Below are 26,901 nucleotides of genomic sequence, written 5' to 3' on the forward strand. Positions count from 1 at the left end.
ATAACATAACCCCGATTGGCTCTAAAATTCAAGCATAACCATGCTAGGAAGGAAGTGTAGACCATGACCTGGAATATATCAAATCCTGATTTGTCACAGCAAGCCTTGCTGAATATGGAAAGTATTTTTGCACTCGGAAACGGTTACTTGGGTGTACGCGGCAATTTCGAAGAAGGCTACGGAGAGAGCATGTCCACCATTCGCGGTACCTATCTGAACGCTTTCCACGACGTGATTGAAATCCCTTACGGCGAAAAGCTCTTCGCCTTTCCCGATACACAGCAAAAACTCGTTAACAATATTGATGCCCAAACGGTCCTGATCTATTTAGGCGACGAAAAAGAACCTTTCCGCCTCGATCACGGCACGATCACTTCGCATGACCGCCGCTTGCATATGGACAAGGGGTACTCAGAGCGAATTGTGCAGTGGAAATCGCCTGAAGGCAAAGAGATCAAGCTGACCTTCCGCCGCCTGGTGTCCTTCACACACCGGGAATTGTTTGCGATCCATGTAAGGATCGAACCGGTTAATTTCAACGGGCAGATCCGCATCGTCTCCACCGTGAACGGCAACGTGAAGAACTACACCAATGCCAATGATCCCCGGGTCGGCGCAGGGCATGCGGAACGGATGACCGTCATCGATGCCGGCGTCAAGGGCAGCGATGCCTATGTCGTTGACGAGACGATGGCGTCCAAGCTGCGCGCTGCCTGCGTGACCCGTCACCGCTTGGATGCCGAGGCCGACATTCAGCTCGAGGCTGGAACCGGAGTGGTTACGTTCACGGCTACCCTTCCATTGACCGGACCGATCCACTTTACGAAATACAATCTGTATACCGACAGTCTTCGTCACGGGCAGGAGATGATCGAGCGTGGCATTCAGCTGCAGGAGGAGTTGAAGGGTACTTCGTTCGAGGACTTGCTTGCCGAGCAGGCCCAGTATCTGAACGCCTACTGGAAATCGGCCGATGTGGTGATTCAGAACGATGACCAGCTCCAGGAAGGCATCCGCTTCAATCTATTCCAGCTGCTGCAATCCGCCGGTCGGGACAAGCACAGCAATATTTCCGCCAAAGGACTGAGCGGCGAAGGCTATGAAGGCCATTATTTCTGGGACACGGAAATTTACATGTTCCCTGTATTCCTGATGACGCAGCCGGACATTGCGCGCCAGCTGCTGCTGTATCGCTATTCCACGCTGGAGCAAGCGAGAGACAGAGCCCGGGAAATGGGCCACCGGCAAGGCGCTCTGTTCCCGTGGCGCACGATATCCGGAACGGAATGCTCCTCCTTCTTCCCATCGGGAACAGCGCAATACCATATCAGCGCAGACATCGCCTACAGCTATATTCAGTATTATCTCGCCGAGCAGGACCGGGATTTCCTCTTGTCTTACGGGGCCGAGGTGCTGATCGAAACCGCCCGCTTGTGGGCCGACATCGGCCACTATTATAACGGCGCTTTCCATATTGATGAGGTGACGGGGCCGGATGAATATACCTGCTGCGTGAATAACAACTATTACACCAACGTCATGGCAAAGCATAATCTGAAATGGGCTGCCAAGAGCTGCGCCATTCTGGAATCCTACGATACGCAAGGCTTCAAGTCCCTGTGTGACCGACTTGGCGTAACCGAGGATGAAATTTCAGCTTGGGCGAAAGCGGCGGATGCTATGCTGCTTCCGTATGATGAAGCACTCGGCATTAACCCGCAGGATGATACATTCCTCCGCAAAGCGGTATGGGATTTCGACAACACGCCGGAGGACAAATATCCGCTGCTGCTGAACTACCATCCGCTGACCATTTACCGTTACCAGGTGTGTAAACAGGCGGATACGGTGCTCGCTCACTTCCTGCTGGAAGACGAGCAAAGCTTTGAAACGATACAGCGTTCCTATGACTACTATGAAGGCATCACGACGCATGATTCGTCCCTGTCCTCCTGTATCTTCAGCATCATGGCCTCGAAGATCGGCAATATGGACAAAGCGTATGAGTATTTCATCGAGACGGCACGCCTTGACCTGGACAATACGCACGGCAACACGAAGGACGGCCTGCACATGGCCAACATGGGCGGTACCTGGATGTCGATCGTCTACGGCTTTGCCGGCATGCGTCTGAAGGAAAGCGGACTTTCCCTCTCCCCGGCCATCCCGAAGGACTGGGAGAAGTATGCATTCCGCCTGAACTTCCGCGGCCGCCTCATCGGCGTATCCATCGAGAAGGACGGCGTGACCTTGGAGATCGTGGAGGGCGATTCCATTGAGATCCAGCTGTACGACGAGGCCGTAACGCTTGAAGCCGGGAAACCCCTGAAACATGCGCTTCAGAGCAATTAATGATGTTTATGTCTTGAGGTGATTGCCCTCCCTATCCATAGGGCATCACTCCCGGTTTACGAAGAAAACGATCGATCGACACATTTCCCGACAAGTTTTCTATGAAAACAGACTGCGATAAACCGTTATTTTTCTTGCGATTTCAGGAAGGTCCCTGTTTCGGTTATACTTTCCGATATCTCAAAAAGGAGCTATAAGATATGAATGAAACACGCAAGCTGAAGGCTGTCATCTTTGACTTGGACGGCGTCATTACCGATACCGCGGAGTATCATTATCAGGCATGGAAAGCCACGGCAACCGAGCTGGGCATTCCCTTCACGAGAGAATTCAACGAGAATCTCAAAGGGGTATCCCGCATGGATTCCCTGAAGCTCCTGCTAAGCCAGGCGGAGACGCCTGTAAACTATACCGATGAAGAGCTGGTACAGCTGGCAGACCGCAAAAATAAGCTGTACGTCGAGCTGATCGAAACGATTACGCCAGCCGATCTACTGCCGGGCATTACGGAGTTTGTGGCAGACATCCGGTCGGCCGGCCTGAAGACCGGCATCGCGTCAGCCAGCAAGAACGCCATTGCCGTGCTTACACGGCTTGGGGTCATGGACCAGTTCGACGTGATTGTCGACGTCACCAAGCTGAAGAACAACAAGCCGGACCCGGAGATCTTCCTCACCGCTGCCGCAGAGCTTGGCGTAGAGCCTGCCGACTGCATCGGGGTGGAGGATGCCGCATCCGGCGTTGACGCCATCAAGGGCGCCGGTATGTTCGCCGTCGCGATCGGCAACGCAGCCCATTTCCCGCATGCGGATATCGTGTTGTCCAGCACGGCGGAGTTGGACTTCCGCGAGCTGGCGCAGAAATTCGAAGGTTGATAAAGAAAATGTAAGGGTGCTCCTAAGGGAGCGCCCTTTTTCGTATGCCCTCCCATTTTTTGCAACTACTCATTATCTTCGTTAGACTGTAGTTGTTGGTAAATAAATGTAACTTATCCGGTATGTACGCATGAGCATCATATCGAGAATACGATAAAGGGGACTTTCCATGGAACAGGCTGTCTTGGATCAAGGGGCCGAACGATTCGGACGAGATACTTATTCGCTGAAGTTGCTTGGGGGATTCGATCAGAATGTATTTGAATACAACGGTGAAGACGGACGCCAATTCATTATTAAATTCTTGGACGCGTCCAAATACCGCAAAGCCTCCATCATTCGCGAGCTTACGTGGATGGCCTATCTCGCCGAGCAGGGTCTGAACATAGCGGAGTCCATTCGATCCGCTCAGGATCTTCTTATTGAAGAGGTAACCCACGATTCCAAACAATATCATGTCATCGCTTTTACGAAGGCTCCCGGCAGCCCGTTAACGGATGTAACATCGGATTTTGCGATGATCAAGCAGTGGGGGAGCGGGATGGGCCGTATGCATAAACTCGGCAAAAAGGACGCCACCGCAGCTTCGCTCGTTCACCGAATGGCCTTTCCCCAGTGGAATGATCATGTAGTCTTTACCGATGCGTTCCCGGAGGCTGCAGGTGAAAGAGTCCATACGCAGTGGAAGCAGTATCTGAAGGAATTGGAGTCCCTCCCGCAAGATCAGGAAGGTTACGGCATCGTCCACAATGACCTCCACCATCACAATTTTCACGTACATAACGGGGAGATTATCTTTTTCGATTTCGGGGATGTCTCGTACCATTGGTTCGCCTATGATATCGCCATCGCCATCTATCATGCGGTCCAGACGGTTCCGGAAAACCGGAAAGCCGAATTTGTGGCCCGATTTCTCGACTCGTTCTTATCCGGCTATCTTCAAGAGAATACGTTGAGCGAGGAATGGATCCAGCGGATCCCGTTGTTCGTCGACTTCCGCAATATCTACTCCTATGTATACTTCGCCAAATTCGTAAATTGGAACGAGTTGGATGAACGTACTCGGAATTATCTCTTAGGGATGAAAGCCGATATTGAGGCAGGCAAATCGGTTGTAAAGCTGTCTATTTAATAAGAGAAGGAAGATTGCTCAACCATGAAAATAAAATCCAAACCTCTCCGCAGGCTCTGCTATTTGGGCCTGGGGCTGCTCCTCTCGGCCATCCTTCTATTCCTGCTATTCCTTCGCCCCACGCCCATCAAGGTGGGTGGATTTACATCCTTTACGGATGAAAATGCCCTGATCTTCGAGGTGATCAATGAAGGATTCGCCGATGTGGAGCTGCTGGACGTGCGGGTGAATGATGGCATGAAGCCAGCCAAGGCCGAGCTGGGCGTCAGTTATTCCCTTCATCTGGTCGGCGGCGAGGGCCTTGATGAAGATCCCGATATCGAATTCGTGGATATTCGGGAGCTGCCGCTAAAGCCCGAGCTCATGCCGGATGAGAAGAGAGCTGCGCTCAATCAAGGTTCGCGGATTCCGCTTAATTACGGCATCCGTCTTTATAACGATGAGCCCATCACCCAAATTGAAGTGAAATATAAGTATGGGGGCATCACGTTTACGAGGGAGATGCCGATGGGGCGATTTTTCAATAAACCTTAATCATCATAGATGTGTTGCTGATAGCTTTCCTACGATACAATCTCCGCCCAGCGGGATAACGTCTCCTCAAAATAAGATTGGAGATTTATGGGCGATAAAAAACCGGGCTGCAGCAGCCCGGTTCATTCTCAAATTAAGATGACACAACATAATTATTCAAAAAATCCCGCAGTGCAGCCTCCATAGCAAGCTCCCCTCCGTCTTCGATCCATGAATCCTGAAGAACAAGATAGCAGCAGGCGCTGCTCTGCAAATAGCTGTAGATGATTTGTGCAGCATCGATATCTTCCCGGGTAACCTCGACAGCATCGCATTCCATATCCCTCGTGAAATAGCTGAGAATCCAGGCTTTGACCCTCTGCCTCAACGATTCAATGTCCACTGTTGCAGCCACAGAGCATCGCTCGCTGTGCAGCACAACGTTCCCCTTAATCAGGAATAACTTGATCGTTTCTTCGTTTAAATACTCGTAGACAACAATGCTGTGATTCTCTTCGGCAAACTCGATCACATGCCGTTTACTTAAGAGCAGGTTCACCGCCTCCATGCCGTCCCTGTATTTTGCAGCCTGCTCAAAATCGAAACGCTCTGCGGCGTCGAGCATGTTTCGCTCCATTTCATCATATAAACTTCGGTCGTCCCCTTGAAGCAGAGCAATGAATCGATCCATGATTTCATCAAATTGCCGCGCGGTTTCGCCGCCAAGACACTTGCCAAGACAGAGGCCAATCGAATAATTCAAGCAGGGAGTATTTGCCGAAGAAGCGGCAGGTGTATGATTACAGGCGATTTTACAGCATTCCTTAACCTTTTGCACTGCATGTTCAAGACTATGTCTACTGGCTGTATAGGGGCCGAAAAAACGAGACCGGTCAGTACCGCCTTCATCCAGTGTATCTGTAATTTCCAGCCATCGCCAATCTCGCTTTTGCCGCAATACGATATAACTATAACCTAGCGGATTTTTCATCTTGCGGTTATACATCGGCTTTATGTCCTGAATAAGCCTGCATTCCAGCATGAACGCCTCAAACTCCGTGTCGGTGACGATATGCTCCAGGTCTTTGACATGCTGAACCAGCCTCTTCACTTTTGGGGAATGCGATTTATTGTTGTAAAAATACGATTGTACTCTCTTCTTGAGACTTTTGGATTTGCCAACGTAAATGACCGTTCCCCGCGAATCTCTCATAAGATATACGCCCGGTGACAGCGGCAACTCTTGTATTTTTGTTTTCATTTTGACTGTCGATCCTCTCAACGAATCTATCAAACATGGCGTTTTCGTTCACTTCCAAGATACCATATGCACATCAAAAAGCACCACAGTCACGGGCTGATCCAACTCGATGGACGTGGTGCCTCTATTAGGGACTAGGGCTACAGTCTCTATTACCCGAGACTATCATTTCAATACAGCTTTTTCTAGTGAACCAGAAAGAAGACATAACCAGATCCCTCTAACTTCGCATTCGATACTGCTGCCGATATTGCCTCGGTGACATCTGAACCGCCCGCTTGAACATCTTCCCAAAGTGGGAGAAGTTGTTGAATCCCGAGCGCATGGCGATATCCGTGATGGAATCATCGCTCTCCCGCAGGAGGCGCTGCGCTTCCTTAACCCGAAGGAGGTTGAGATAATCGCTAAAGGTAAAACCCGTCGTCTGCTTGAACAGCCGGCTGAGATAGTGCGGGCTGATTCGGAACGCCTCCGCTATCTCGGGCAGCGTTAAGGCCTTCTGGTAGTTGTCATTAAGATACCGGACGACCGCCTGGGTCTTCGGATGAAGAATGGGCTCGGTATCGGCGGAACGAACCGTGCCCAGATGCCGGCTGCGGTAGGCGAAGAGCAGCAATTCGACCGTTCGGTGCCGAAGCAGCCAGCTGCTTCCCGCTTGGGGATGGATCATCTCATTCACCATTTCGCCGACCATTCGCTCCACGACTTCACCTGCGGGCGAAGGAAGCCTTAAAATCGGAACATCCCAGCCGAACGGCTCCTTCAGCCCTTCGGCCAGATCAGGCGGCACGGCCAGTTCCGCGAACAACTCCGGGCTTATATAAAGGACAAGCCGATCATGATCGGGCCGGCCGCTGTCCAGCGTCTTATGAACGGCGTTCCGGTCCACGAAAACAAGATCACCGGCCCGGACCCGGTAAGAACGGTCCTTAATGAAGTAGATCCGCTCACCCGATAACAGGTAATACAGCTCATAATGACCGTGAAGATGGTCAACCGTCATCGAGAAATATCCAATGCGACGGTCATATTCAATGTCCAAATATCCGGTGGGATCATGGTAGTCCGCTCGAAACGGCTTCGTCATGTCGCTGCCCCCTTTTCTTGGATTATAGCAAAATATGCGGCATTTGAAAGCGATTACGCATAAAATGCGGCGAAAGCAGTGCTCCCTTGTTATAGGCTAGAGCTATATTCAAGGAGGCGATAGAGATGAGTGACAAGAAACGCTATGTATTGGTCGGAACTGGCGGCCGAGCCGAATTTTTTTATGGCGCCTTGGCCCGGAATTTCCGCGACAAATCCGAGCTTGCTGCCTTTTGCGATATTAACCAAACCCGCATGAATTATGCGAATCAGCTGCTGCGGGAAAAATATAAGTACACCGAGGTGCCTACCTATCCGGCGGACCAATTCGACCAGATGATCGAGAACGAGAAGCCCGACTTCGTCATTGTCACGAGCATCGACCGGACCCATCACAAGTACATTATCCGCGCGATGGAGCTTGGATGCGATGTCGTGACCGAGAAGCCAATGACGATCGACGAGGAGAAATGCCAAGCCATCCTGGATGCCGCCAAGCGGACCGGACAAAATATCAGGGTCACCTTCAACTACCGTTACGCTCCCCACCATACCAAGGTACGGGAGTTAATCATGAATGATACCATCGGCCAGGTGACCTCGGTTCACTTCGAATGGCTGCTGAATACCCGCCACGGAGCGGATTACTTCCGGCGTTGGCACCGGGACAAGCGGAACAGCGGCGGACTGCTCGTCCATAAATCCACCCATCACTTCGACTTAGTCAATTTCTGGATCGGCTCGCATCCTGAAACCGTTTTCGCATTTGGAGATCTCATGTACTATGGTAGAGAGAATGCCGAAGCACGGGGCGTAACGCAATTTTACAATCGTGCCACCGGCAACAAGGTTGCGAAGGAGGATCCTTTCGCGCTCCATCTGGATTCCGATGCGCATCTCAAAGCCATGTATCTGGATGCTGAGCCGGAAGATGGCTATCAGCGGGATCAGAGCGTCTTCGGGGACGGCATCAACATTGAGGATACGATGGGTGTCCTCGTGCGATATCAGAACAAAGCCATTTTGACGTATTCGCTAGTCGCTTACCAGCCGTGGGAAGGATATCGCATCGCTATCAACGGCACCAAAGGCCGGATTGAGATGAACATTGTTGAACAATCCTACGTGAATTCGCTGGGCGACAAGAACCAAGAAGGCGCGTTAATCGGCAAAACGCTGCGGGTGCTTCCGATGTTCGATGCCCCGTACGAGGTTCACGTCGAAGAGCAAAAAGGCGGGCATGGCGGAGGCGACCCCGTTCTCCTGAATGATCTGTTCGGGGAACCCGTGGAAGATCCGTACGCCCGTGCGGCCAACCATATCGATGGAGCGAGATCCATACTAACAGGAATTGCAGCCAACCGCGCCATCGCAACCGGTATGCCTGTACGAATCAACAATCTGGTTCGTTTCTAAGCCGTACAAGGCGGCTTCAAGCAACTTTTCCAATCAAAGGCTGCGTATTTTCGCGCAGCCTTTTTTCACATGTCGCAGACCGCCTTGAAATCCACTTTTCGTAAAGGAGGAAATCGATGTTCTTCTCATTAAAAAGCCGTCTGATCGCTTTTATCGTCGCACTCTTCGTCCTCTCTTTCGGCACGCTCTCCTTCCTGCTGTTTACGGAATCACGCACCGTGATCCGCTCCTACATCGAATCCTCGGCTCTTGAAAAGATGGAGGAATACGGTTCCTATGTGGATATGGTCCAGATGCAAATTTATGATGTCGCTTCCCTGGTCTTCAACAGTGACACGGCCAAGAACTGGGATAACGCCATCGGCGACCCGCTGCTGCCCGAAGGGGAGAAAATGCTCGCCAACCTTGCCATGAGCCGCTTCCTGACCCAGGCGACCAACAGCTACACCAGTATCTCCGATGTATCCATCTACCGGCGCAGCGGGCTTCGGATCGGCGGCGAGAACCAAGTCGAAAGTGACCCTGCCTTTTTGCGGGAATCGTGGTACACAAACTTCTTCGCGTCCGGGGACCGATGGCTGCCAGCGCATATGGATCAACATGAACGCGTCCGGGATCACGGTAATCCCGTCGTCAGCCTGCTGATGCCCATCGGAACCTTCCATCATGCCACGGCCCAGAACGTGATGAAGGTTAACGTCAGCGAGTCTTATTTTCTGGAGCCGCTCAGCCGGATCCATCTGGCCAAGAACAGCACGATTTTTCTGTTGAACGAGCAAGGAAGCCCGATTCTATCCCAGCAGGCACATGAACTCGGCGCCGGAGCTCTATCGGAGATCGATCGCATTCGAAACGGCCCGCTGAAATCGGGCGTCGTCTATCTAACCAACGATGAGGGACAGCGAGACATTCTGGTTTACAAAAAGCTGGGACGCACCGGCTGGATGCTGGCCGGCCTGGCGCCGGAAAAGGAGCTGTACTCCTCTCTTCACAAGCTTCAGAGCACGATTATGGTGGTCACGGTCGTTCTGATCTTGGTCTCTCTGTTTGCCGCCGCATGGCTTTCCTATGGCGTCACCAAGCCTTTAACGCGCCTGGTTCTGGCGATGAGGCAGGTGCAGCGCGGAGCCTTCGACCAGGCCGAGTCCCTTCTTCCTCCTGACAAAAACGTAAAAAGCGAGGTCAGTTACGTCATCTCCACCTTCCGCTATATGGTCAGCCGCCTGCGGCAGCATATCCAGAACGAATTCGAGCTGAAGCTGCTCCGCCAGCAAGCGGAATATAAAGCGCTGCTCATGCAGATCAATCCCCATTTCATGTTTAACACCCTGGAGCTGGTGAGCAGTCTTGCCATGCAGCGCCGGACGGACGATACCGTGCAGGTGATCGAGGACCTGGGCAAAATGATACGCTTCTCCATGAATACCAGCGACGACCGAGTCCCCCTAGCCGAAGAGCTGGCTTATGTCCGCCGCTATATCTCCATTTTGCAAACCCGCTTCGGTCATAAACTCGACATCACCGTCCACGAGGAAGGCAGACTGGATTCACTGGTGATAATCAAGTTCATTCTCCAGCCCTTGATCGAGAATGCGGTTAAATACAGCTTTCAGCATCAGACCACGGCACAGGTGAACATCCGGATCAGCAGGCAGGTCAACCGCCTGCATCTCCACGTCGCGGATAACGGTCCCGGCATGCCCCCCGAGATCATCCGCAAGCTCCAGGATCCCGCGGCGGCCTCGCAATTGGAGCCGATCCTCCGAAGCGAGAGCTGGCACATTGGACTCGGCAACGTGATTGCACGCTGCCGCTTGCATTACGACGACTTATTTGCCGTTCATATCCGGAACGGGAACGAAGCGGGCACATGCATCGAACTGATTCTACCGGTACAGGAGGAATATCATGTACAACGTATTGATCGCAGATGACGAGATCGAGGTTCGTGAAGGGCTGAAGCTGAAAGTCGACTGGGAAAGCATGGGCTTTGCCATTTCGGGGGAGGCCGCGAACGGCCTGGAAGCCGAAGAGCTCATGAAATCCCATTCGTATGACCTGCTCATTACCGACATGAACATGCCCGTTATGGACGGCGTCCAGCTGCTGGACATTTGCCGGAGCTACAATCCGTCCATCCAGATCATCATCATTACCGGATACGAGGATTTCCAATACGCCAGAGCGGGCGTCCGCAGCCAGGCCATGGATTACTTGCTGAAGCCCGTCACCCGGGACGATCTGAAATCCGCCGTAAACAAAATCAAACAGGAATTGGATAAGAACCGCAAGGTACGGGACGATTCGGAAATGATGCAGTGGCGGCTATCCCAGTATTACAAAGAAATGAAGGAACGCTTCCTGCTGGATCTCGTGCGCGGCAACCGCCTGCCCCCCTCTTCCCTGCCGGAACGGATTCGACTGTTCCACCTGGAGGATTGGCAGGACTGCCGCGTATGCTTCATCACCGCAGGCATGAGGGAATCCGGCATGCAGAAGGCGCCCCAAGGCCGCGCGCCCGAGCAGCTCCGCCTTCCGTTCGAATTGGTCTGCCATGAAATCGCCGAGTCTTATCCGGACGGCGTTCAAGTGTTTCATGATGCAGCTCATCCCGGCATCATGCATTTCATTGCGCTTGACGGCATTCAGCATGAATTCGCGGACAAACTCGCCGCGCAAGCGTCATCGTATTTAACCGTGGAGGTGCAGGTGGGATTAGGGCTGCCCGTCCTGGGACTTGAACGCTGGAAAGAGGGTTATATCCATTCCCTCTTGGCCTGGAATCTGGCGGGACACCAGAACGGACCGGATCGGACCCCCGTAACCGACCAAAGTCCGTTGCTGCCGGAGGAAACAAGCCGAGCGCTTCATCGCTGCCTGATCCGGGGCGAGCTGGAATCCTTCCGCAGCATGATCCGGAGGGAGCTGCGTGAGGCATTCCGGCTATCGCCTTCCCGCTTGGTACGGAGCCTTTTTCAAATCACGCTGATTATGGAATCCGCCTCCGTCGACAACGTACGGCGTTCACAGGGAGGGGAGCCTCTATGGATTTCACCCGAATGGGTTTTATGGCTGGAAACCCCGGAGCTGGCGGAACGTCTGCTGATGCAATGGGCACAGGATTTTGTGGACCAGCACCAGGAATCCGGAGACAGAGGCGCTACCCTGATTGAATCCGCCAAGCGGTATATCGAGGAGAATTACATGCAGGAATTGTCGCTGACCTCGCTGGCCGAGCAGTATAACTACCACCCTACCTACTTCTCGGAAATGTTCAAGGAAGGGGCTGGCGTCTCGTTTATTCAGTACGTTACGGAAGTTCGGATGAAACACGCCGTACGCCTGCTGCAGGAGACCCGATTGACGGTATGGGATATAGCCGAGCTGACGGGCTTCTCTTCACCCGGCTATTTCAGCTCCAAATTCAAAAAAATGTTCAATCAAAGCCCTTCCGAGTTCCGACTGTCGCAATCCGAAAAAATCGAACACGATAATCCGAAGAAATGAGATTCCGGCCTCTCTCCTTCCCCGGTATGATGAGTTTATTAGGCGCACTGCCACACTGATTGTAAGCGGCTTCAATCCACAAGGTAACCGCCCATTCTCATCCATCCTGAAGGGAGGCACATTATGAGAAAGTTGTCCAAGCCCTTATACGGCCAGCAGAATAAGACAGCCTACTTGTTTCTTCTGCCTTGGCTCATCGGTTTCTTCTGTCTGACGCTGGGGCCGATGATTGCATCGCTATACTTGTCCATGACCAAATTCAACCTGCTGTCATCGCCGACTTGGACCGGACTCAGCAATTATGTTCAGATTTTTACCGAAGACGATACGTTTCAACGATCCTTGTGGCTGACATTCTACTACGTGTTCTTATCCGTACCGCTGAGACTTGCGTTCGCGCTGCTGATCGCCATGGCATTGAACAAGGGCATACGCGGACTCGGCATCTACCGGACCATATATTACATCCCCTCCCTATTGGGAGGCAGCGTCGCCATTGCCATCGTTTGGCGCCAAATCTTTGACGGCAGCGGACTGGTCAATCAGTTCCTCGGCTGGTTCGGCATCACGGGCCCCTCGTGGATCGCCCACCCCGACTATGTGGTGTATACGATTATCACGCTGTCCGTTTGGCAGTTCGGATCGGCCATGGTCATCTTTCTTGCCGGTCTGAAACAGATTCCGACTGATTTATATGAAGCATCCGGTGTAGATGGTGCCGGAAAGATCCGCCAATTCTTCGGCATCACGCTGCCGATGCTGTCACCCGTTATCTTTTTCAATCTGATCATGAGCATGATCAATTCGTTCCAAGCCTTCACGCCGGCCTATGTCATCGGAGATGGGCGGGGAGGACCGCTCGACGCCACGATGTTCTACACCTTGTACCTGTATCTGAAAGGCTTCTCGTTCTTCGATATGGGTTATGCCTCGGCCCTGGCATGGATCATGCTGGTCATTATCGGGGTGTTCACCGGGATCGTTTTTCTTACATCAAAATTCTGGGTCTTCTACGGGGATAACCAGGAAGGGAGGTAATGGATATGCCGCTTAAGCGACAACTGGTTCAAGCCGGAAGGCATGCCGCCATTATCCTCCTTGGCCTGCTCATGCTGTATCCGGTTCTATGGCTCATCTTCAGCTCGTTTAAACCGAATCATCTCATCTTTACCAACAGCAGCCTCATTCCGACTGCCTTCACGCTGGATCATTACGTGAACGGCTGGAGCGGGCTCCAGGGCATTTCCTTCGGCCGGTTCTTCAGCAACTCCGTGCTGATCTCGGTCATGAGCGTCATCGGGAACATCGTCTCTTGTTCCCTTGCAGCCTATGCCTTCTCCAGATTGAAGTTCAAATTCAAAGGCCTGTGGTTCAGCATCATGCTAGTGACGATTATGCTGCCTTACCACGTAACGCTCGTGCCCCAATACATTCTGTATAACGAACTTCATTGGATCAATACGTATTTTCCGCTCATTCTGCCCAAATGGCTGGCGCATGACTCCTTCTTCATTCTGCTGATGGTTCAGTTCATCCGCGGCATTCCACGGGAGCTTGACGAGAGCGCGACCATCGACGGCTGCGGACAATCGCAGATCTTCTTCCGCATCGTGGTGCCGCTTCTCGTTCCTGCACTGATTACGACGGCCATCTTCACCTTCATCTGGAGCTGGGACGACTTCTTCAGCCAGATGATCTATTTAAGCAAGATTGATTTATTCACCGTACAGCTGGGGATCCGATCCCTGTTCGATCCTTCGGGGCAATCGGATTGGGGAGCGCTGCTCGCCATGTCCACGCTGTCGCTGCTGCCTGTGACGATCATCTTTCTCGTGTTTCAACGGTATTTTCTCGAAGGCATTGCCACGACCGGCCTGAAGTAGTTTTAGAAGCTGCCTGTCATCGTACGAAAGCGTGCTGCAAATGATTAAATTATGATTAGACTGGGGGATTATCAATGTTAAAAAAATGTTTCGTTGGCATGTTGGCTTCGCTCCTGTTGTTCGTCACCGCTTGTTCCGGAACGGATCACACGGGAGAAGGCGGGAGTACGGACGCAGGGACCGAGCCGGGCGGCCAGGTCGAGCTGCGCATGATGTGGTGGGGCGACCAGAAACGGGCCGATATTACGAACGAAGCCCTGAAGGTGTTCCAGGACAAACACCCAAACATTAAAATCGTCGGCGAATTCTCGCCTTCCTCCGGATATTTCGACAAGCTGAACACCCAGCTGGCTTCCGGCACCGCGCCGGATATCTTCTTCCTGGGCGGAAACGTGGTGGACTATGCCAAAAAAGATGTGCTGCTGAACCTGGATCCGTATGTCGGCAGCGAACTGAAGCTGGACGGCATGGATGCCACCATGGTGGAATACGGCCGTCTGGACGGGAAGCTGCAGCATATTTCGGCCGGGGCAAACGCCCGGGGAATCGTCATCAACAAGGCGCTGTTTGAAAAGGCAGGCATTCCTCTGCCGGAGCAGGATTGGGATTGGGAGGAATTCGCCGCCATCAGCAAAGAACTGTCCGACAAGCTCGGCGACGGCGTATACGGCACCTATAATTTCACCGTCGACGGAATGGATATCTTCCTGAAGCAGCGCGGAAAACAGCTGTATGATATGGAGAACGGAAAGCTCGGCTTCGCGAAGGAAGACATTCAGGAATGGTTCGAGTATTGGGAACAGGCCTCGAAAGCCGGCGGTGTCGTTACGCCTGAACTGCAGGTGTCCAATCCGCACGATGATACCAGCAAATCCCTGCTGATTACAGGCAAAGCGGCCATGAGCCTCCTCCCTTCCAATCAGCTGGCTGCGTTCCAGAGCCTGACGGAAGATCCGCTTATTCTCCATCCGGTACCTAGAGGTCCAAAGGGTACGGGCGTTGTATTCGAGTCCAGCCAAGGACTATCCGGATATGCCAACACCAAACATCCGAAGGAAGTCGCCACGCTCATGGACTTCTGGATCAACGATCCCGAAGCGGCCAAAATCCTCGGCAACGACCGCGGCGTGCCGGTGACGGAAACCAACCGCAACCTGCTCCAGGAAGAAGCAGGGCCTGTGGAAGAGATTGTGTACAATTACACGAGTCTCGTATCGGAAGCTACGAAGACCGAGCCTTTTGACGTGAGTTATAATCCGCCGGGATTTGCCGAGTTCTCCAAACTGGCCCAGACGACGACCCAGGAGATCGGATTCGGCCGGAAAAACGTGGAGCAGGCCGTTGCGGACTTCTACAACGGCACCGTGCGCATATTTGAATCGAATCAATAACCAGCTTTCAAGGAGGCGGACATGACAGAAGCTATGCTGGACCGGCTGCACCGGATTTCGATACCGGACCGGGTGCAGCCGGGTAAACCGGAAGACGGAAAACTGCTGTGGGAGTGGCAGACGACTGGCGTCCGATTCGCGGCATCGGGCGGCCGGCTGGAAGCGGCTTATTATACCGCACTGGAGAAGCTGCTGGCCTGCATCGTGCCGATGAACGGCAGCGATCCGATCCTGCAAGAAGGAGGAATCTATCTCGGCTGCTGGCTAGAGAGCACCGGCACCATCAACGTGGAACTGCTATCGCGACTGATCCCCTCGGTATCGAAAACAACCTACCTGGCGTTTGCGGATCAGCAAAGAGAGGATGGGCTGCTCCCTTATAAACTGACGGAGAACGGGCCGTCGTTCCGCCAGATCCAGCTCGTCACGCCGCTGGCGCGCTGCGTCTGGAACCACTACGAGCTTCATGGAAGGGATCTCCCCTTCCTGAAGACCATGTACCAAGCCATGTCACGTTACGACGACTGGATCGCGCGTTACCGCAACAGCCGGGGGACCGGCTGCGTGGAGGCTTTCAGCACCTTTGATACCGGGCATGATCTGTCGCCCAGGTTCTGGCATGTTCCGGATACGCCCTATAGGAATGATGCCGCCGCCTTCCACCCGGACTCCCCGGTTCTGCCCTTCCTGGCACCGGATTTGACCGCCAACATCTACTGCCAGCGCATGTATTTGGCCCGCATGGCCGAAGAGCTCGGCGAATCCGGAGCCGATTGGAGGGCCAAAGCCAAAGCCAGCCTGGATAACCTCCTCCGCTACTGTTATGACGAGGAGGATCAATTCTTCTACGACCGGGATCGGAACGACGAGCTGGTCAGGGTTCAATCCGACGTGCTGCTGCGTGTGATGGCCTGCGAAGTGGGCGACCGCGGGCTGTTTGACGACATGCTGCGCCGGTATTTGCTGAATACGAGCAAATTCTTCGCCAAATATCCGTTTACGTCCCTGGCGATGGACGATCCGCGGTTCGATCCATCCTCCTCTTATAACAGCTGGGGCGGTCCGTCCAATTTCTTGAGCTTGATCCGGGCGCCGCACGCCTTTGAACATCACCATCGCTATGTCGAGCTGACCTGGGTACTGCAGCCGATTCTGTCCGCCTTGTCCAAGGCGAAACGCTTCTCGCAAACCTTGAGCCCCTGGACCGGTGAAGAGGGCTTTACCGAGACGTATTCCCCTTCCATTCTGTGTCTGCTGGATTACGTGGAACGACTCTGCGGCATTATGCCGATCGGAGCGAATCGGCTGTGGTTTACGGGACTACTTCCGGTCGATATGGACCATGGCGAAGAAGTCGCCGGAAACACGGCATATGGCCGAACCGTGAACGGGCTGCACTACGAACTGGTGAATACCCCGGACAACGTTACCGTATTCCGGGAAGGCCGCTTTCATATTCAAGGCCCCGCCGGGATTCGGCTAGTCACGGACCGCAGCGGACAATTGGAGGGCGTGATCGGCATGAGCGTGCGCACCATTGAAGGCGAGCTTCGTTATCAAGGGACGTCCATACCAATCCGGATCAAAGGCAATGAAATGCAGCTGTATTCAGACGGAGATTTGAAGACGGAGAGGGATATCGGCATCATCTATCCTTCCTATCGTTAAATTGAAGGAGGTGAACGCTTACGCATGAAAACTGGAGACATTCAGCTGCGAGACCCCTACGTACTGCCTGATCCGGAACAGCGAATATACTATATGTACGGCAGCACCGACAAAAATATATGGCAAGAAGGAACCGGCTTCGATGTCTATATAAGCCGGGATCTAAGCGATTGGGAAGGCCCTTATACGGTCTTTCGCAAACCGGACGACTTCTTCGCGGACGTGAACTTCTGGGCGCCGGAAGTTTACCCGTACCATGGGCGTTACATCATGTTTGCCACCTTCCGCCGAAAAGATAACGATCGGCTGGGCACCGCGGTGCTGTCGGCGGAGCAGCCGACAGGACCCTTCTCCCTCCATAGCGAGGGGCCGGTGACCCCCGCGGACTGGAGTTCCCTGGACGGCACGCTGTATATCGACGAAGCGGATCAGCCGTGGATGGTGTTCTGCCACGAGTGGCAGCAGGTCGGCGACGGTGAGATCTGCGCCATGCGCCTGAGTCCCGATCTCACAGAGGCCGCCTCGGAGCCCGTGACCCTGTTTTGCGCCTCCGAGGCCGATTGGGCCACACCGTTCCACTCGCCCCGCTTTCCCGGATCAAGCAACTATGTGACGGACGGCACGTTTCTGTTCCGGACAACGTCGGGAAGTCTGCTCATGTTATGGGCCAGCTTTGTGGACGGCCGTTACGCGCTCGGCGTTGCCAAGTCGCCAACCGGTAAGCTGACGGGGCCCTGGCTTCAAGAGCCTGAACCCTTATATTCCAGCGACGGCGGGCACGGCATGGTGTTCCGTACTTGGGAGGGGGAGCTGATGCTGACCGTGCATACCCCGAACCGGACGCCGGATGAACGGCCGATCTTTATCCCCGTCGTGGAGGAAGGAAACAGCATCAAATTGGATGGGATGTATCGGGAAACACGCAGGGCCGAGTAAAATCTCTATACGAAAAAGCCGCTCTCCATGAAGATGGCAGAGCGGCCTTTTTTATAGGTTTTTGCATCCCGAAATCATGCTTTACTATCCTGTATAAACCAAAGGGAAGCCGTACGCGTACGGCCTCCCTCTATACTCATTTATTACAGCTTCACGATTTTACCGGTCTCTTGGGATTCGAATGCACCCAGGATCACGTTCAAGGAACGCAGTCCTTCCTCACCGGAAATGCTAGGAGGCGTGTTTGTGAGAATGGATTCGACAAAAGCGTCGATGACGCCGCTCGGAACCTGCTTCTCATTAGTTGCCATGGCGCCGACCTTGTAGGTTTCCACCGTACCGTCGGTCAGCTCCACAACCACTTCGTCACCATTAACGGTACCGATCTTCATGGCGCCTTTCTCGCACCACAATACCGTTCCGTTATCGCCGGATCTGTAATGCGTCCAGCTTGCCATCAGCGTGCCCACGGCCCCGCTCTTCATGCGAACGATGCAAGTCGCGTTGTCGTCCACATCGGTTCCTTCTTTATGGACCGTTCCGATGAAACCGGCCACTTCCACGATTTCATCGTTCAGCAAATAACGGATAAAGTCGGATTTATGCACGCCGAGATCGCCCATAGCGCCCATAATCGCTTCTTCTTTGCGGAAGAACCAGCTGTCGCGTCCGTCCAGACTCCAGCTCTCCGGACCGCCGTGGCCGAAGGAAGTACGGAAGGTAAGCACCTTTCCGAGCTTGCCGGAATCCAGAATTTCCTTCGCTTTTACGTGCGGAGGCATGAGACGCTGATTGTGGCCTACCATCAGGTACACCCCGTTCTTGCGGGCTGCCTCGATCATTTGCTCTCCCTCTTCAGCCGTTGTTGCCATCGGCTTCTCCACCAGCACATGAAGGCCGGCATTCGCAGCCGCGATGCTCATTGGAGCATGCAGATAGTTCGGCGTACATACGCTAACGGCGTCGAGCTTCTCGTTCTTCAGCAGTTCTTGATAGTCTGTATAGGCTTTACCGCCATACTGGGCTGCCATCTCTTCAGCGCGTTCCTTTACCGGATCGGCAAAAGCAACCAGCTCCACGTTAGCATTGTTCGCATATTCAGGAATATGTCTGCGCTGGGCGATTGCACCGCAGCCAAACACAGCCACTTTAATTTTACTCATTGAAAGTCTCCTTTGTGCTAATAGATTAAAATTGGTTCAGGTAGTTCTGCTTCAGCCAGTTCATGCTGTTCTCCACGCTTACCAGCGGCGGATTCTGACATACGTCCTGCTCGACGATCAGCCACTCCGTGCCTGCGTCGGATGCAGCCTGAATGACGCCTGGCAGGTTAACCGAGCCTTGGCTCAGCTCCAGCGTCTTCATGTTGCCTTCCGCATCCTTGCTGAAGTCTTTCAGGTGAAGCAGCGGAAGACGTCCAGCGTATTTCGGAATGTAGGCAAGCGGATCTTGTCCGGCAAATTGTACCCAGCATACGTCCATCTCCACTTGCACGGCTTCCGGCGTAGTTGCGGAATACATCGCATCAAAGACGAACTGGCCATCGACCTCGGCTTCGAATTCAAATGCATGGTTATGATATCCAAAGATCAATCCCTGCTTGCGAGCTTCAGCCCCTACTTCCTCCAGGAAGGAGAAGAGGTTCTTCCAATCCTCGGCATCTTTACGATCTTCTTCGGCTACATATGGACACATCATATATTTAGCGCCAATGGTTTTCAGGTAATCAATTTCCTTCTGCAGATCTGCACGAAGCAGATGCAGGCCTACGTGACTGCCGATCGCTTTCAGGCCAAGCTCTTGAAGAAGCGTTTTCATTTCCTCGGCTGGAATGTCTCCATACCCTGCGAATTCCACGCCTTCATAACCCAATTCAGCCACTTTGCGGAGCGTACCGCGGAAATCCTGTGCCGTTTCATCGCGCAGCGTATACATTTGCAAACCAATGTTCATTCTTCTCATTATAGCGCACCTCGATTCCAAATATGAGTTACTGCTCTATCTGCTACTATCATACATGCAAATAGGCTAAAATGAACATAAACAATATTGCTGCAACATGAACTATCTGCTTATATTTTTACTGGGGGTTGTTACCATTATGGAAGCAAGGCTGCTCATTTGCGACTATTCCTATCACTTTCAGCAATTCAGCAACAGCCATCGGGGCGGCTTGACAACTTATCTGTTCCGTCTCCAAACCGAAGGCTCCTGCGAAATCTACTGCAACGGCATCGAGCACCACGTGCAGGCAGGCGACCTGCTGCTGCTGAAGCCCGGCGATGAATACGAGCTGCGGGTGAAGGAAGACGGCGAGGATGGCCGCGTGTCCAGCGGGGATTATTTTATATTCTGCGATGGCTCCTGGATTGATGATTGGTGGAATCGGATCCCCCGCCCTGTCGTCAGTCATGTCGGGCTCGACGATTATTTGCTGGGTCTATGGAGACAGATGCTGCTGGAGAAGCGGCGCGGACTTGAAGGGGAAATCGGGGAGCTGACCGACTACCTGCTGCGCAGTCTCTGCCTCTGCCTGGACCGCGCCATTTCCGAAATCAAGCCGACCGATCGCCTTGCCTTCACCGCCCTGCGGCTGAAGCGATTCGTGGAGGAGCATGCCACCCTAACCTTCAAACTGGAGGAGGCTGCTTCCCATGTCGGGCTCAGCTTATCCCGGGCGGTTAAACTGTTCAAGGAGTATTACGGAAAAACCATGATCCAGTATGCCTTGGAGATCAGGCTGAACGCAGCCGTCGAGCGCATCAAATACAGCACGATGACGCTGGAGGAAATCGCGGAAACCTGCGGCTTCGCAAGCTACTCCTATTTTCACCGGGTATTCCGAGCCAACTATGGCGTGTCCCCGGTCAAATTCAGGGAAACGGCAACGGTGCCGGCAAGGCCGGGGCAGGAGAAACGCCCCCGATGATTTTTTTCTTCTATAATATAAAGAAGCAGCCCATGCTCATCCTTGAAGGCAGGAGCTAGGCTGCTTTGCACTTTAGTAACTCGACATATTCTCCAAAATGCTTCTTCCGGCCATATCATTCATAGCATCGCGGCCCCGGCGGCAGCGAGAACCGTACTGTGTGTGGTTGAAATTGAAATCGTGCGAAGGAGCACTAAAATTCCATAGGTAACGGCACAATGACCGTGCATAACGTATCGATCTAATGACTTACATCCGTCGTATCATCCATCTGGGCAGCCCGCATCGGTGAGAACACGAACCAAACTCCGACTACAGCCAGTCCGGTGATAACAACGCCTAATGCTGTGCGAAATCCATATACATCAGCGATTAAGCCACCCAGAGGCGCTCCAATAACGATCATACTGCGGTTGATAGACCTCATGGTGGCATTCATACGCCCATGCAAGTGCGCAGGTGTGATCGTCTGCCGGTAACCCATCTCAATCGGACCCTCAATACCTAATGCAAAACCATAAAACAGTTGCCCAAATCCGATCAAGAAGAAGGTCTGAATCGACAGATTACCGTCGTCAGTGGATGGTGCCAGAACCATGAACAGGACCGCAGGTGCATACAAAAGTCTGGCAAACGTGATGCTGCGCCCAATTCCAAATCGCTTGCTGACCCGGGTTGATAACGTCGTACCTATAACAGCGCCAATCCCGGCTGATGTCATGACCAGTCCCAGGGTTGACGCATTAAACCCTAATTCGGTGAGAGCGTAAGTTACCAGCACCGTACCCAGCATACTGTTAAATAGAAACCACACATGGGTATTGAGTGCCAGCGTGCTAAGAAACGGATGCCGGTAAACCCAGCGCAATCCTTCCTTTATCAATTCAACTATGCGTTCATTCGAGGCCTTTTCCTGCATGGGCTGATGTTTAATGAAAGCCATAACCAGCCCTGAAAACAGATACGAAGCTGCGTTAACCAAGATGGCAAACGGAGCGGTAATGATGGAGACTAATAAACCGGCAGCTGCGGGGCCGCTGGATTCCGCAACGGCTGCGCTTTGCTCCAACCGTGCATAAGCGGGCAATAACAACCTTCTCGGCACGAGTTGGGGCACAATAGATTGAGATGCAGCATCATTGAATAACGACATCGTCCCGAAGAGTATCATGATGATCATCAGAATGCCCACATGAATTCCATCGAACAATGCCAGTAGGCAAATCGCTACGAGCAAGATCCCCCGTCCCAAATCGGTCAGTACCAGGATGTTCCGACGACTGACGCGATCAATAATCACTCCCGCCACCAATCCCAGCAGCACATAGGGTAGCCACCTCGAGGAATTGATCCAGCCCACATCAACGGTACTGCCTTCCAGGTTAACCACCACCAGCACTTGGAGAGCAAGTGTGGTTATATACGTGCCAAAATATGAAATGGTGGAGGCTAACCAGAAAAATACGTAACTCTTATTGTTGGTGAGATTCATCTCTAACCTCCATCTGAGCGCCGTATTTTTCGGGTTAATTGTATATTAGTCACTGCTGAATGAAGTCACGAGCGCTATAACTAGTTAGATTGTAGCATATCTGTAACAGATAGAGTCGTACTCATTCCAATCGTTCCACGATCAAACCAGGGGACGACTTATCGACAGAATGAATGTGTATGTTTCTAACGATCTACTCCAAGGAATTCGTTATAACGCTTCCCTTAAAAATATCATAGCCGAGTTCCTGCAGAACCTTCACAGCATCTTCAACAGGCAGCTTGGGAAGATGAAACTCCTGATCGATGACCTCTCGCAACTCGCTGAGATCGGATAAAATACGCTTTTCCACCTTCCCGTTTGCATGCCGGATACTCAGCACATTGTCGACCAGGGACAGCGAGCGCTGCTGATCCAATTGCCACAGCTGACAGCGTAATGAAGAGGTGAAGAGATCATTCGGTTTAAAATAGGCTGCAATGGCCGGTTGGAAATCATCGAATTGATACGTTTTCCTCGTATCGAATGACCAAACCAATTCTGTCAGCAGCCGACCATCCACATACCGATAGTACGTATACGTTCCGGGTTCATCCCCTTGGCGCAATCTGACTTCAATCCCGGCATATCGGGAAACATGATCGGGATCGGTCTCCAAACGAACGGGTTCGAAAAAAGGGGCGGAGTTTCCACAATCCACGTACACTTCTTCGCTTTCGTTGGGCAGACGAACAAGCAATCCAACATGCCCTCCGCCCAGCAACGTATAACGGGTTTGGAAACCAAGCCGGTTCAACAGCTGATGAAGACTGCTGTTGATCATATAACAAGTACCTCCCGCATTCAGCTGCCAAAGCTGATTTACAAACCTCCGCTCATCCTGCTCCAGCCTGCCTTTTTGATGATACTCTTTATATTGCAGCAACGTAGTCATGTTCTCGAAAGGAATCCGCTGATGATGCGCGGTGCAAATTTCAGTCAAATATTCCAATGAAGGTTCCTTTACTGGAACTTGAATATATTGCAAATAATCGGTGGCCCATTCAGGTAATCGCTCTTGCTCCGTCACGAGGTTCACGCTCCCTTATCAGATGTTGATATATTCTCTATTTTAAAGATTTCGCATCTGAATACCTCGTACGAACGACGGTTTGATCTATACAAAAATGGTCTTACCTATAGGTAAGACCGTCTTTTACGACTAAAGTCTAACATTCATGTATTCTTGCGGTACTTATGGATTTCTCGTGATTTAAGAGCCATTGTTTACGGGATAGTCCTCCGCCGTATCCGCCCAATTCGCCGCTCGTATTGATCACGCGGTGGCATGGGATGACAATTGCGAGCTGGTTGGCGCCATTCGCTTGGGCAACGGCACGATAGGCAGTGGGTCTTCCCATCGTTGCTGCGATCTCGCCGTATGAAGATGTTTGTCCAGGCGGAATCTGCAGCAGCTGGTCCCACACTTCTTTTTGAAATGGCGATCCCAACAGGAATAAGGGCGTTTTGAATTCCGTTAATTTCCCGTTAAAATACGCGCCGAGTTCAAGCTCAATCGAGCGGATCGGGGCTGTGTAACCCGGAATGATTGCCGACTTGGTTCTCACCCTTAGACGTTCAACCTCTCGCTCCAAGCCCCGGCGATCTACGAATTCAAGCAAATACAGCGCTTCTTCATCTGCGATGGCCATCATCGGTCCTAGACGCGTGTCAAGCCATGATGCTTTTAAAACATGGTGATGTCCGGGCCGGGTAGGCGCTGCGCCCATAATCCGCGAAAAGGCGTCCCGGAATCCGCTGCTGGACTCATAACCGGTTGACAGCTGCGCATCAATGACGGTATGCCCCTCCCGGATTTGCTTCAGGGCAAGTCCCATCCGCCGGGCCCGTGCATATTCGACAAACGTCATCCCAAACCGCTTTTTGAATTGGCGTCTTGCCGTTGAGGCATCCACGGACAACTTCTGAAAGTCTTGGTTGGTCCATCTTTTCTCCGGATTCTCCTCTACCGCGTCTACAAGCAGCCGGACAAGTTCCGATACCTGATTGGGATGCGAAAGCGGACGGCAGCGTTTACAGGGACGGAAGGAAGCAAGCAGCGCTTCTTCAGCCGTCTCATAAAATTCGCAGTTCTCGATTTTGGGTTTCCTCGCTGGACATGTCGGGCGGCAGAATACACCGGTTGTCTTCACACCCACGTAAAAGACACCTTCGTACTCGGTTTTCTTATCCAGCAGCGCCTGGTAATATTCCTGTTGGTTCGCGGCTGATATCATGTTTGGTTCCTCCCTGTATCTTTTGTTCATTCTATATGGCGATAATGCTGTGTGCTGCGCTTCTCCTATTACAAATCAGGTGCCTTACCTTTGTGTTCCTATTATATTTCTTTTGCCTACATGACGTAGCCGAAAATCGCGCACGAATTTTTTCCAGTTGGCAACGTAGACTTACCACGATCACGAGCGAATAAGAAAAACGTCTATCGACGTACCTTCACAGATGACAGACCGCAGTTAGAAGAAGTTTTTCTTGCGATATCAGGAAGCCACAAGCTTCGAAGTTTATACTTTCTGATATCTTAAAAAAGCCCCCTCCGAATGCATCGGAAGAGGCTTTTCATGGCAAATATGAAGTGGATGATCCTTAGGACAAACTCCGCTTTACGTTTAAATCGGACGTTCTGACGATTTAACCTTTGATGGATCCTGCCACCATACCCTTCATGATCTGCTCCTGCAAGATCAGGTAGGCCACGATCGTCGGAATGACGGCGATCGCCATCGCTCCCATCGTCAAGCTGTAATCCGTGCCGAAGCCGTCCGAGAATAAGGACAAGCTGAGCGGCAGCGTCTTCAGCGCCTGCGTATTGATAAATACGAGTGCGAAGGAGAAGTCATTCCAGAATCGGAGAAATGCCAGAATCGATATCGTTGCCACGATCGGCGTACAGAGCGGAAGAATCATTCTGCCGAAGATTCCCCACCAGCCGCTGCCGTCAATCATGGCTGCTTCTTCAATCTCTCTTGGAATGGATGACATGTAGGCCATCGCCAAGAATATTGCGATCGGCAGCTCAAATGCCGTATAAGGCAGAATGAGCGCACCGTACGTGTCGAGCAGGCCGATATTTTTCATCATAATAAACAGGGGCACCAGGGTACTGTGAATCGGAATCAGCAGCCCAGTCGTAAACAACACAACCACCAGCTTTTTGAACCGAAACTCGAATCTGGACAGTACATACGCCGCGAGTACACTGAGCAGGATGGTCAGAACGACGGCTGTAATCGTCACAACCGTTGAATTCAGCATCGCTCTGCCCATATTTCCAAGCTCCCAAGCCCGGAATAAATTCTCGGTCATCCACTCGGTCGGCAAGCCGTAAGGGTTGGTGAAAAAATCCTGATTCGATTTAAACGCGCTCGTAAAAAGCCAGTACAAGGGATAGAGCGTAAGAATCGCATACACAATCAGCAGCAATTTTACGAACCCGGTTAACCCCTTCGTGATGACGCGTTTCCCTGAGGCACTTCCGGTCCCGGTCGTCTGTAAATTCACATCGCTCCCTCCTTCATGTTAACTTGACTTTCTGCGCGTTGCGAAATAGTTAAGCGCGATAAGAATGGCGCTGACGATCATAATCATCGTGGAGACGGCGGAGCCGTAACCGTAACGGTACACGCTGAACGTGCTGTTGTACATATAAGTAGCAAGCAGTTCCGTCGATTGCGCAGGTCCACCGCCCGTCATGACGATGACATGGTCAAAAGCTTTCAGGCTTCCCGAGATACAGAGCACAATGGTTACGACAACCGTGCTCCAGATCATCGGCAGCGTGATTTGCATCAGCTTGTTCCAGCCGGTGGACCCATCGATTTTGGCCGCATCATGGATCTCCGGTGAAATATTTTGCAGTGCTGCAATAAAGATGACCAGATAAGGGCCGATGTTCGCCCAGTTGATCGGGATCGATATCGCCAGCATATTGACTTTTGGATCGGACAGCCAGGCACGGGTCCAAGACTCCAGACCGAGCATCTCCAGTACATAGTTGGCGATCCCGAACTGAGGATGGTAAATGTAACCCCAGATAAGACCAACGACAACCGTGGAGAGAACCATCGGCATGAAGACGGCAGACCGGATGAACCTGGAGAAGAACGAATTTTTGAACAATACAATAGCCAGAATCAACGCGATTGGAACCTGGCCGATAATGGATGATACGACCAGAATCAGATTGTTTCGAAGCGCCCGCCAGAAGATCGGATCCTTGAACATCTCTTTATAATTATCAAGGCCGATAAAGGTGGCGTCTCCGAACCCTTTCCAACTGAAAAATCCGTAGTATGCTGACCAGAAGACCGGAATAATGACAAATATCAGAAACAACAGAAGCGCAGGAAGAAGAGCTATGGCTATAAATCCTTTGCTTCTCATCGCTGTAGGCATGGCAGCCT

At 52.3% G+C, this 26,901-nt stretch carries 22 protein-coding genes; 13 read left to right on the plus strand and 9 right to left on the minus strand.

Annotated elements, in window-relative coordinates:
* The first annotated feature begins 63 nt into the window (after window positions 1-63).
* The 4 genes from PLA01S_RS20530 to PLA01S_RS20545 all read left to right on the plus strand — a co-directional run bounded on the left by PLA01S_RS20530 (window position 64) and on the right by PLA01S_RS20545 (window position 4,893).
* Window positions 64-2,352 (plus strand): glycoside hydrolase family 65 protein, encoded by a 2,289-nt coding sequence (locus tag PLA01S_RS20530; protein ID WP_127593810.1) that lies wholly within the window; start codon window positions 64-66, stop codon window positions 2,350-2,352.
* Window positions 2,353-2,552: 200 nt separating this feature from the next.
* Window positions 2,553-3,227, plus strand: a complete 675-nt coding sequence (pgmB, locus tag PLA01S_RS20535) for a beta-phosphoglucomutase (RefSeq protein ID WP_127593811.1) — start codon at window positions 2,553-2,555, stop codon at window positions 3,225-3,227.
* 169 nt (window positions 3,228-3,396) lie between these two features.
* The gene (locus tag PLA01S_RS20540; RefSeq protein ID WP_127593812.1) at window positions 3,397-4,359 is read left to right on the plus strand and encodes a phosphotransferase enzyme family protein; all 963 of its coding nucleotides are present in this window, start codon (window positions 3,397-3,399) and stop codon (window positions 4,357-4,359) included.
* Window positions 4,360-4,383: 24 nt separating this feature from the next.
* Entirely contained in the window at window positions 4,384-4,893 is a 510-nt protein-coding gene (locus tag PLA01S_RS20545) for a hypothetical protein (protein WP_127593813.1), read from the plus strand.
* A 133-nt stretch (window positions 4,894-5,026) separates the two neighbouring features.
* Here the strand turns inward: PLA01S_RS20545 and PLA01S_RS20550 are convergent, their stop codons facing one another.
* Window positions 5,027-6,133 (minus strand): GIY-YIG nuclease family protein, encoded by a 1,107-nt coding sequence (locus tag PLA01S_RS20550; protein WP_127593814.1) that lies wholly within the window; start codon window positions 6,131-6,133, stop codon window positions 5,027-5,029.
* Window positions 6,134-6,353: 220 nt separating this feature from the next.
* On the minus strand, window positions 6,354-7,220 hold the full coding sequence (locus PLA01S_RS20555; protein WP_127593815.1) for an AraC family transcriptional regulator: 867 nt from the start codon (window positions 7,218-7,220) through the stop codon (window positions 6,354-6,356).
* A 125-nt stretch (window positions 7,221-7,345) separates the two neighbouring features.
* On the opposite strand from PLA01S_RS20555, the gene PLA01S_RS20560 reads away from it, so the two are divergent.
* The 8 genes from PLA01S_RS20560 (at window position 7,346) to PLA01S_RS20595 (ending at window position 18,020) form a co-directional block, all read left to right on the plus strand.
* Entirely contained in the window at window positions 7,346-8,635 is a 1,290-nt protein-coding gene (locus PLA01S_RS20560) for a Gfo/Idh/MocA family oxidoreductase (RefSeq protein ID WP_127593816.1), read from the plus strand.
* A 116-nt stretch (window positions 8,636-8,751) separates the two neighbouring features.
* On the plus strand, window positions 8,752-10,569 hold the full coding sequence (locus tag PLA01S_RS20565) for a cache domain-containing sensor histidine kinase (protein ID WP_127593817.1): 1,818 nt from the start codon (window positions 8,752-8,754) through the stop codon (window positions 10,567-10,569).
* The gene (locus PLA01S_RS20570) at window positions 10,544-12,142 is read left to right on the plus strand and encodes a response regulator (RefSeq protein ID WP_127593818.1); all 1,599 of its coding nucleotides are present in this window, start codon (window positions 10,544-10,546) and stop codon (window positions 12,140-12,142) included. Before PLA01S_RS20565 ends, PLA01S_RS20570 begins: the two co-directional genes overlap by 26 nt.
* A gap of 123 nt (window positions 12,143-12,265) precedes the next feature.
* Complete coding sequence (locus PLA01S_RS20575; RefSeq protein ID WP_127593819.1) at window positions 12,266-13,180, plus strand: carbohydrate ABC transporter permease; 915 nt, start codon at window positions 12,266-12,268, stop codon at window positions 13,178-13,180.
* Window positions 13,181-13,185: 5 nt separating this feature from the next.
* On the plus strand, window positions 13,186-14,025 hold the full coding sequence (locus PLA01S_RS20580) for a carbohydrate ABC transporter permease (RefSeq protein WP_127593820.1): 840 nt from the start codon (window positions 13,186-13,188) through the stop codon (window positions 14,023-14,025).
* A gap of 74 nt (window positions 14,026-14,099) precedes the next feature.
* Window positions 14,100-15,416: an ABC transporter substrate-binding protein gene (locus tag PLA01S_RS20585; protein ID WP_127593821.1), complete on the plus strand. Its 1,317-nt coding sequence runs from the start codon at window positions 14,100-14,102 to the stop codon at window positions 15,414-15,416.
* Window positions 15,417-15,437: 21 nt separating this feature from the next.
* A complete protein-coding gene (locus PLA01S_RS20590) occupies window positions 15,438-17,084 on the plus strand; it encodes an MGH1-like glycoside hydrolase domain-containing protein (protein WP_127593822.1) in 1,647 nt (548 codons plus the stop codon).
* A gap of 24 nt (window positions 17,085-17,108) precedes the next feature.
* The gene (locus tag PLA01S_RS20595) at window positions 17,109-18,020 is read left to right on the plus strand and encodes a glycoside hydrolase family 43 protein (RefSeq protein WP_127593823.1); all 912 of its coding nucleotides are present in this window, start codon (window positions 17,109-17,111) and stop codon (window positions 18,018-18,020) included.
* Window positions 18,021-18,163: 143 nt separating this feature from the next.
* Here the strand turns inward: PLA01S_RS20595 and PLA01S_RS20600 are convergent, their stop codons facing one another.
* Both PLA01S_RS20600 and PLA01S_RS20605 read right to left on the minus strand, forming a co-directional pair.
* Window positions 18,164-19,183 carry a Gfo/Idh/MocA family protein gene (locus tag PLA01S_RS20600; protein WP_071222294.1) on the minus strand — a complete coding sequence of 340 codons (1,020 nt, stop codon included), beginning with the start codon at window positions 19,181-19,183 and terminating at the stop codon, window positions 18,164-18,166.
* A gap of 25 nt (window positions 19,184-19,208) precedes the next feature.
* Window positions 19,209-19,982, minus strand: a complete 774-nt coding sequence (locus PLA01S_RS20605) for a sugar phosphate isomerase/epimerase family protein (protein WP_100539863.1) — start codon at window positions 19,980-19,982, stop codon at window positions 19,209-19,211.
* Window positions 19,983-20,079: 97 nt separating this feature from the next.
* On the opposite strand from PLA01S_RS20605, the gene PLA01S_RS20610 reads away from it, so the two are divergent.
* Window positions 20,080-20,949 (plus strand): helix-turn-helix domain-containing protein, encoded by an 870-nt coding sequence (locus PLA01S_RS20610; protein ID WP_371860442.1) that lies wholly within the window; start codon window positions 20,080-20,082, stop codon window positions 20,947-20,949.
* 241 nt (window positions 20,950-21,190) lie between these two features.
* Here the strand turns inward: PLA01S_RS20610 and PLA01S_RS20615 are convergent, their stop codons facing one another.
* From PLA01S_RS20615 to PLA01S_RS20635, 5 genes are all read right to left on the minus strand, one after another.
* Window positions 21,191-22,441, minus strand: a complete 1,251-nt coding sequence (locus PLA01S_RS20615; protein WP_127593825.1) for an MFS transporter — start codon at window positions 22,439-22,441, stop codon at window positions 21,191-21,193.
* 193 nt (window positions 22,442-22,634) lie between these two features.
* Window positions 22,635-23,510 (minus strand): arylamine N-acetyltransferase, encoded by an 876-nt coding sequence (locus PLA01S_RS20620; RefSeq protein WP_164817480.1) that lies wholly within the window; start codon window positions 23,508-23,510, stop codon window positions 22,635-22,637.
* Between the two features lie 139 nt (window positions 23,511-23,649).
* Window positions 23,650-24,717 carry a bifunctional transcriptional activator/DNA repair enzyme AdaA gene (locus tag PLA01S_RS20625; protein WP_127593827.1) on the minus strand — a complete coding sequence of 356 codons (1,068 nt, stop codon included), beginning with the start codon at window positions 24,715-24,717 and terminating at the stop codon, window positions 23,650-23,652.
* Window positions 24,718-25,129: 412 nt separating this feature from the next.
* Window positions 25,130-25,999, minus strand: a complete 870-nt coding sequence (locus PLA01S_RS20630; protein WP_127593828.1) for a carbohydrate ABC transporter permease — start codon at window positions 25,997-25,999, stop codon at window positions 25,130-25,132.
* An 18-nt stretch (window positions 26,000-26,017) separates the two neighbouring features.
* Window positions 26,018-26,893 (minus strand): carbohydrate ABC transporter permease, encoded by an 876-nt coding sequence (locus tag PLA01S_RS20635; RefSeq protein WP_076322415.1) that lies wholly within the window; start codon window positions 26,891-26,893, stop codon window positions 26,018-26,020.
* Window positions 26,894-26,901 lie beyond the last annotated feature (8 nt).

Source organism: Paenibacillus lautus NBRC 15380 (genome assembly GCF_004000945.1).
In the GTDB taxonomy this organism is placed as follows: domain Bacteria; phylum Bacillota; class Bacilli; order Paenibacillales; family Paenibacillaceae; genus Paenibacillus_AQ; species Paenibacillus_AQ lautus.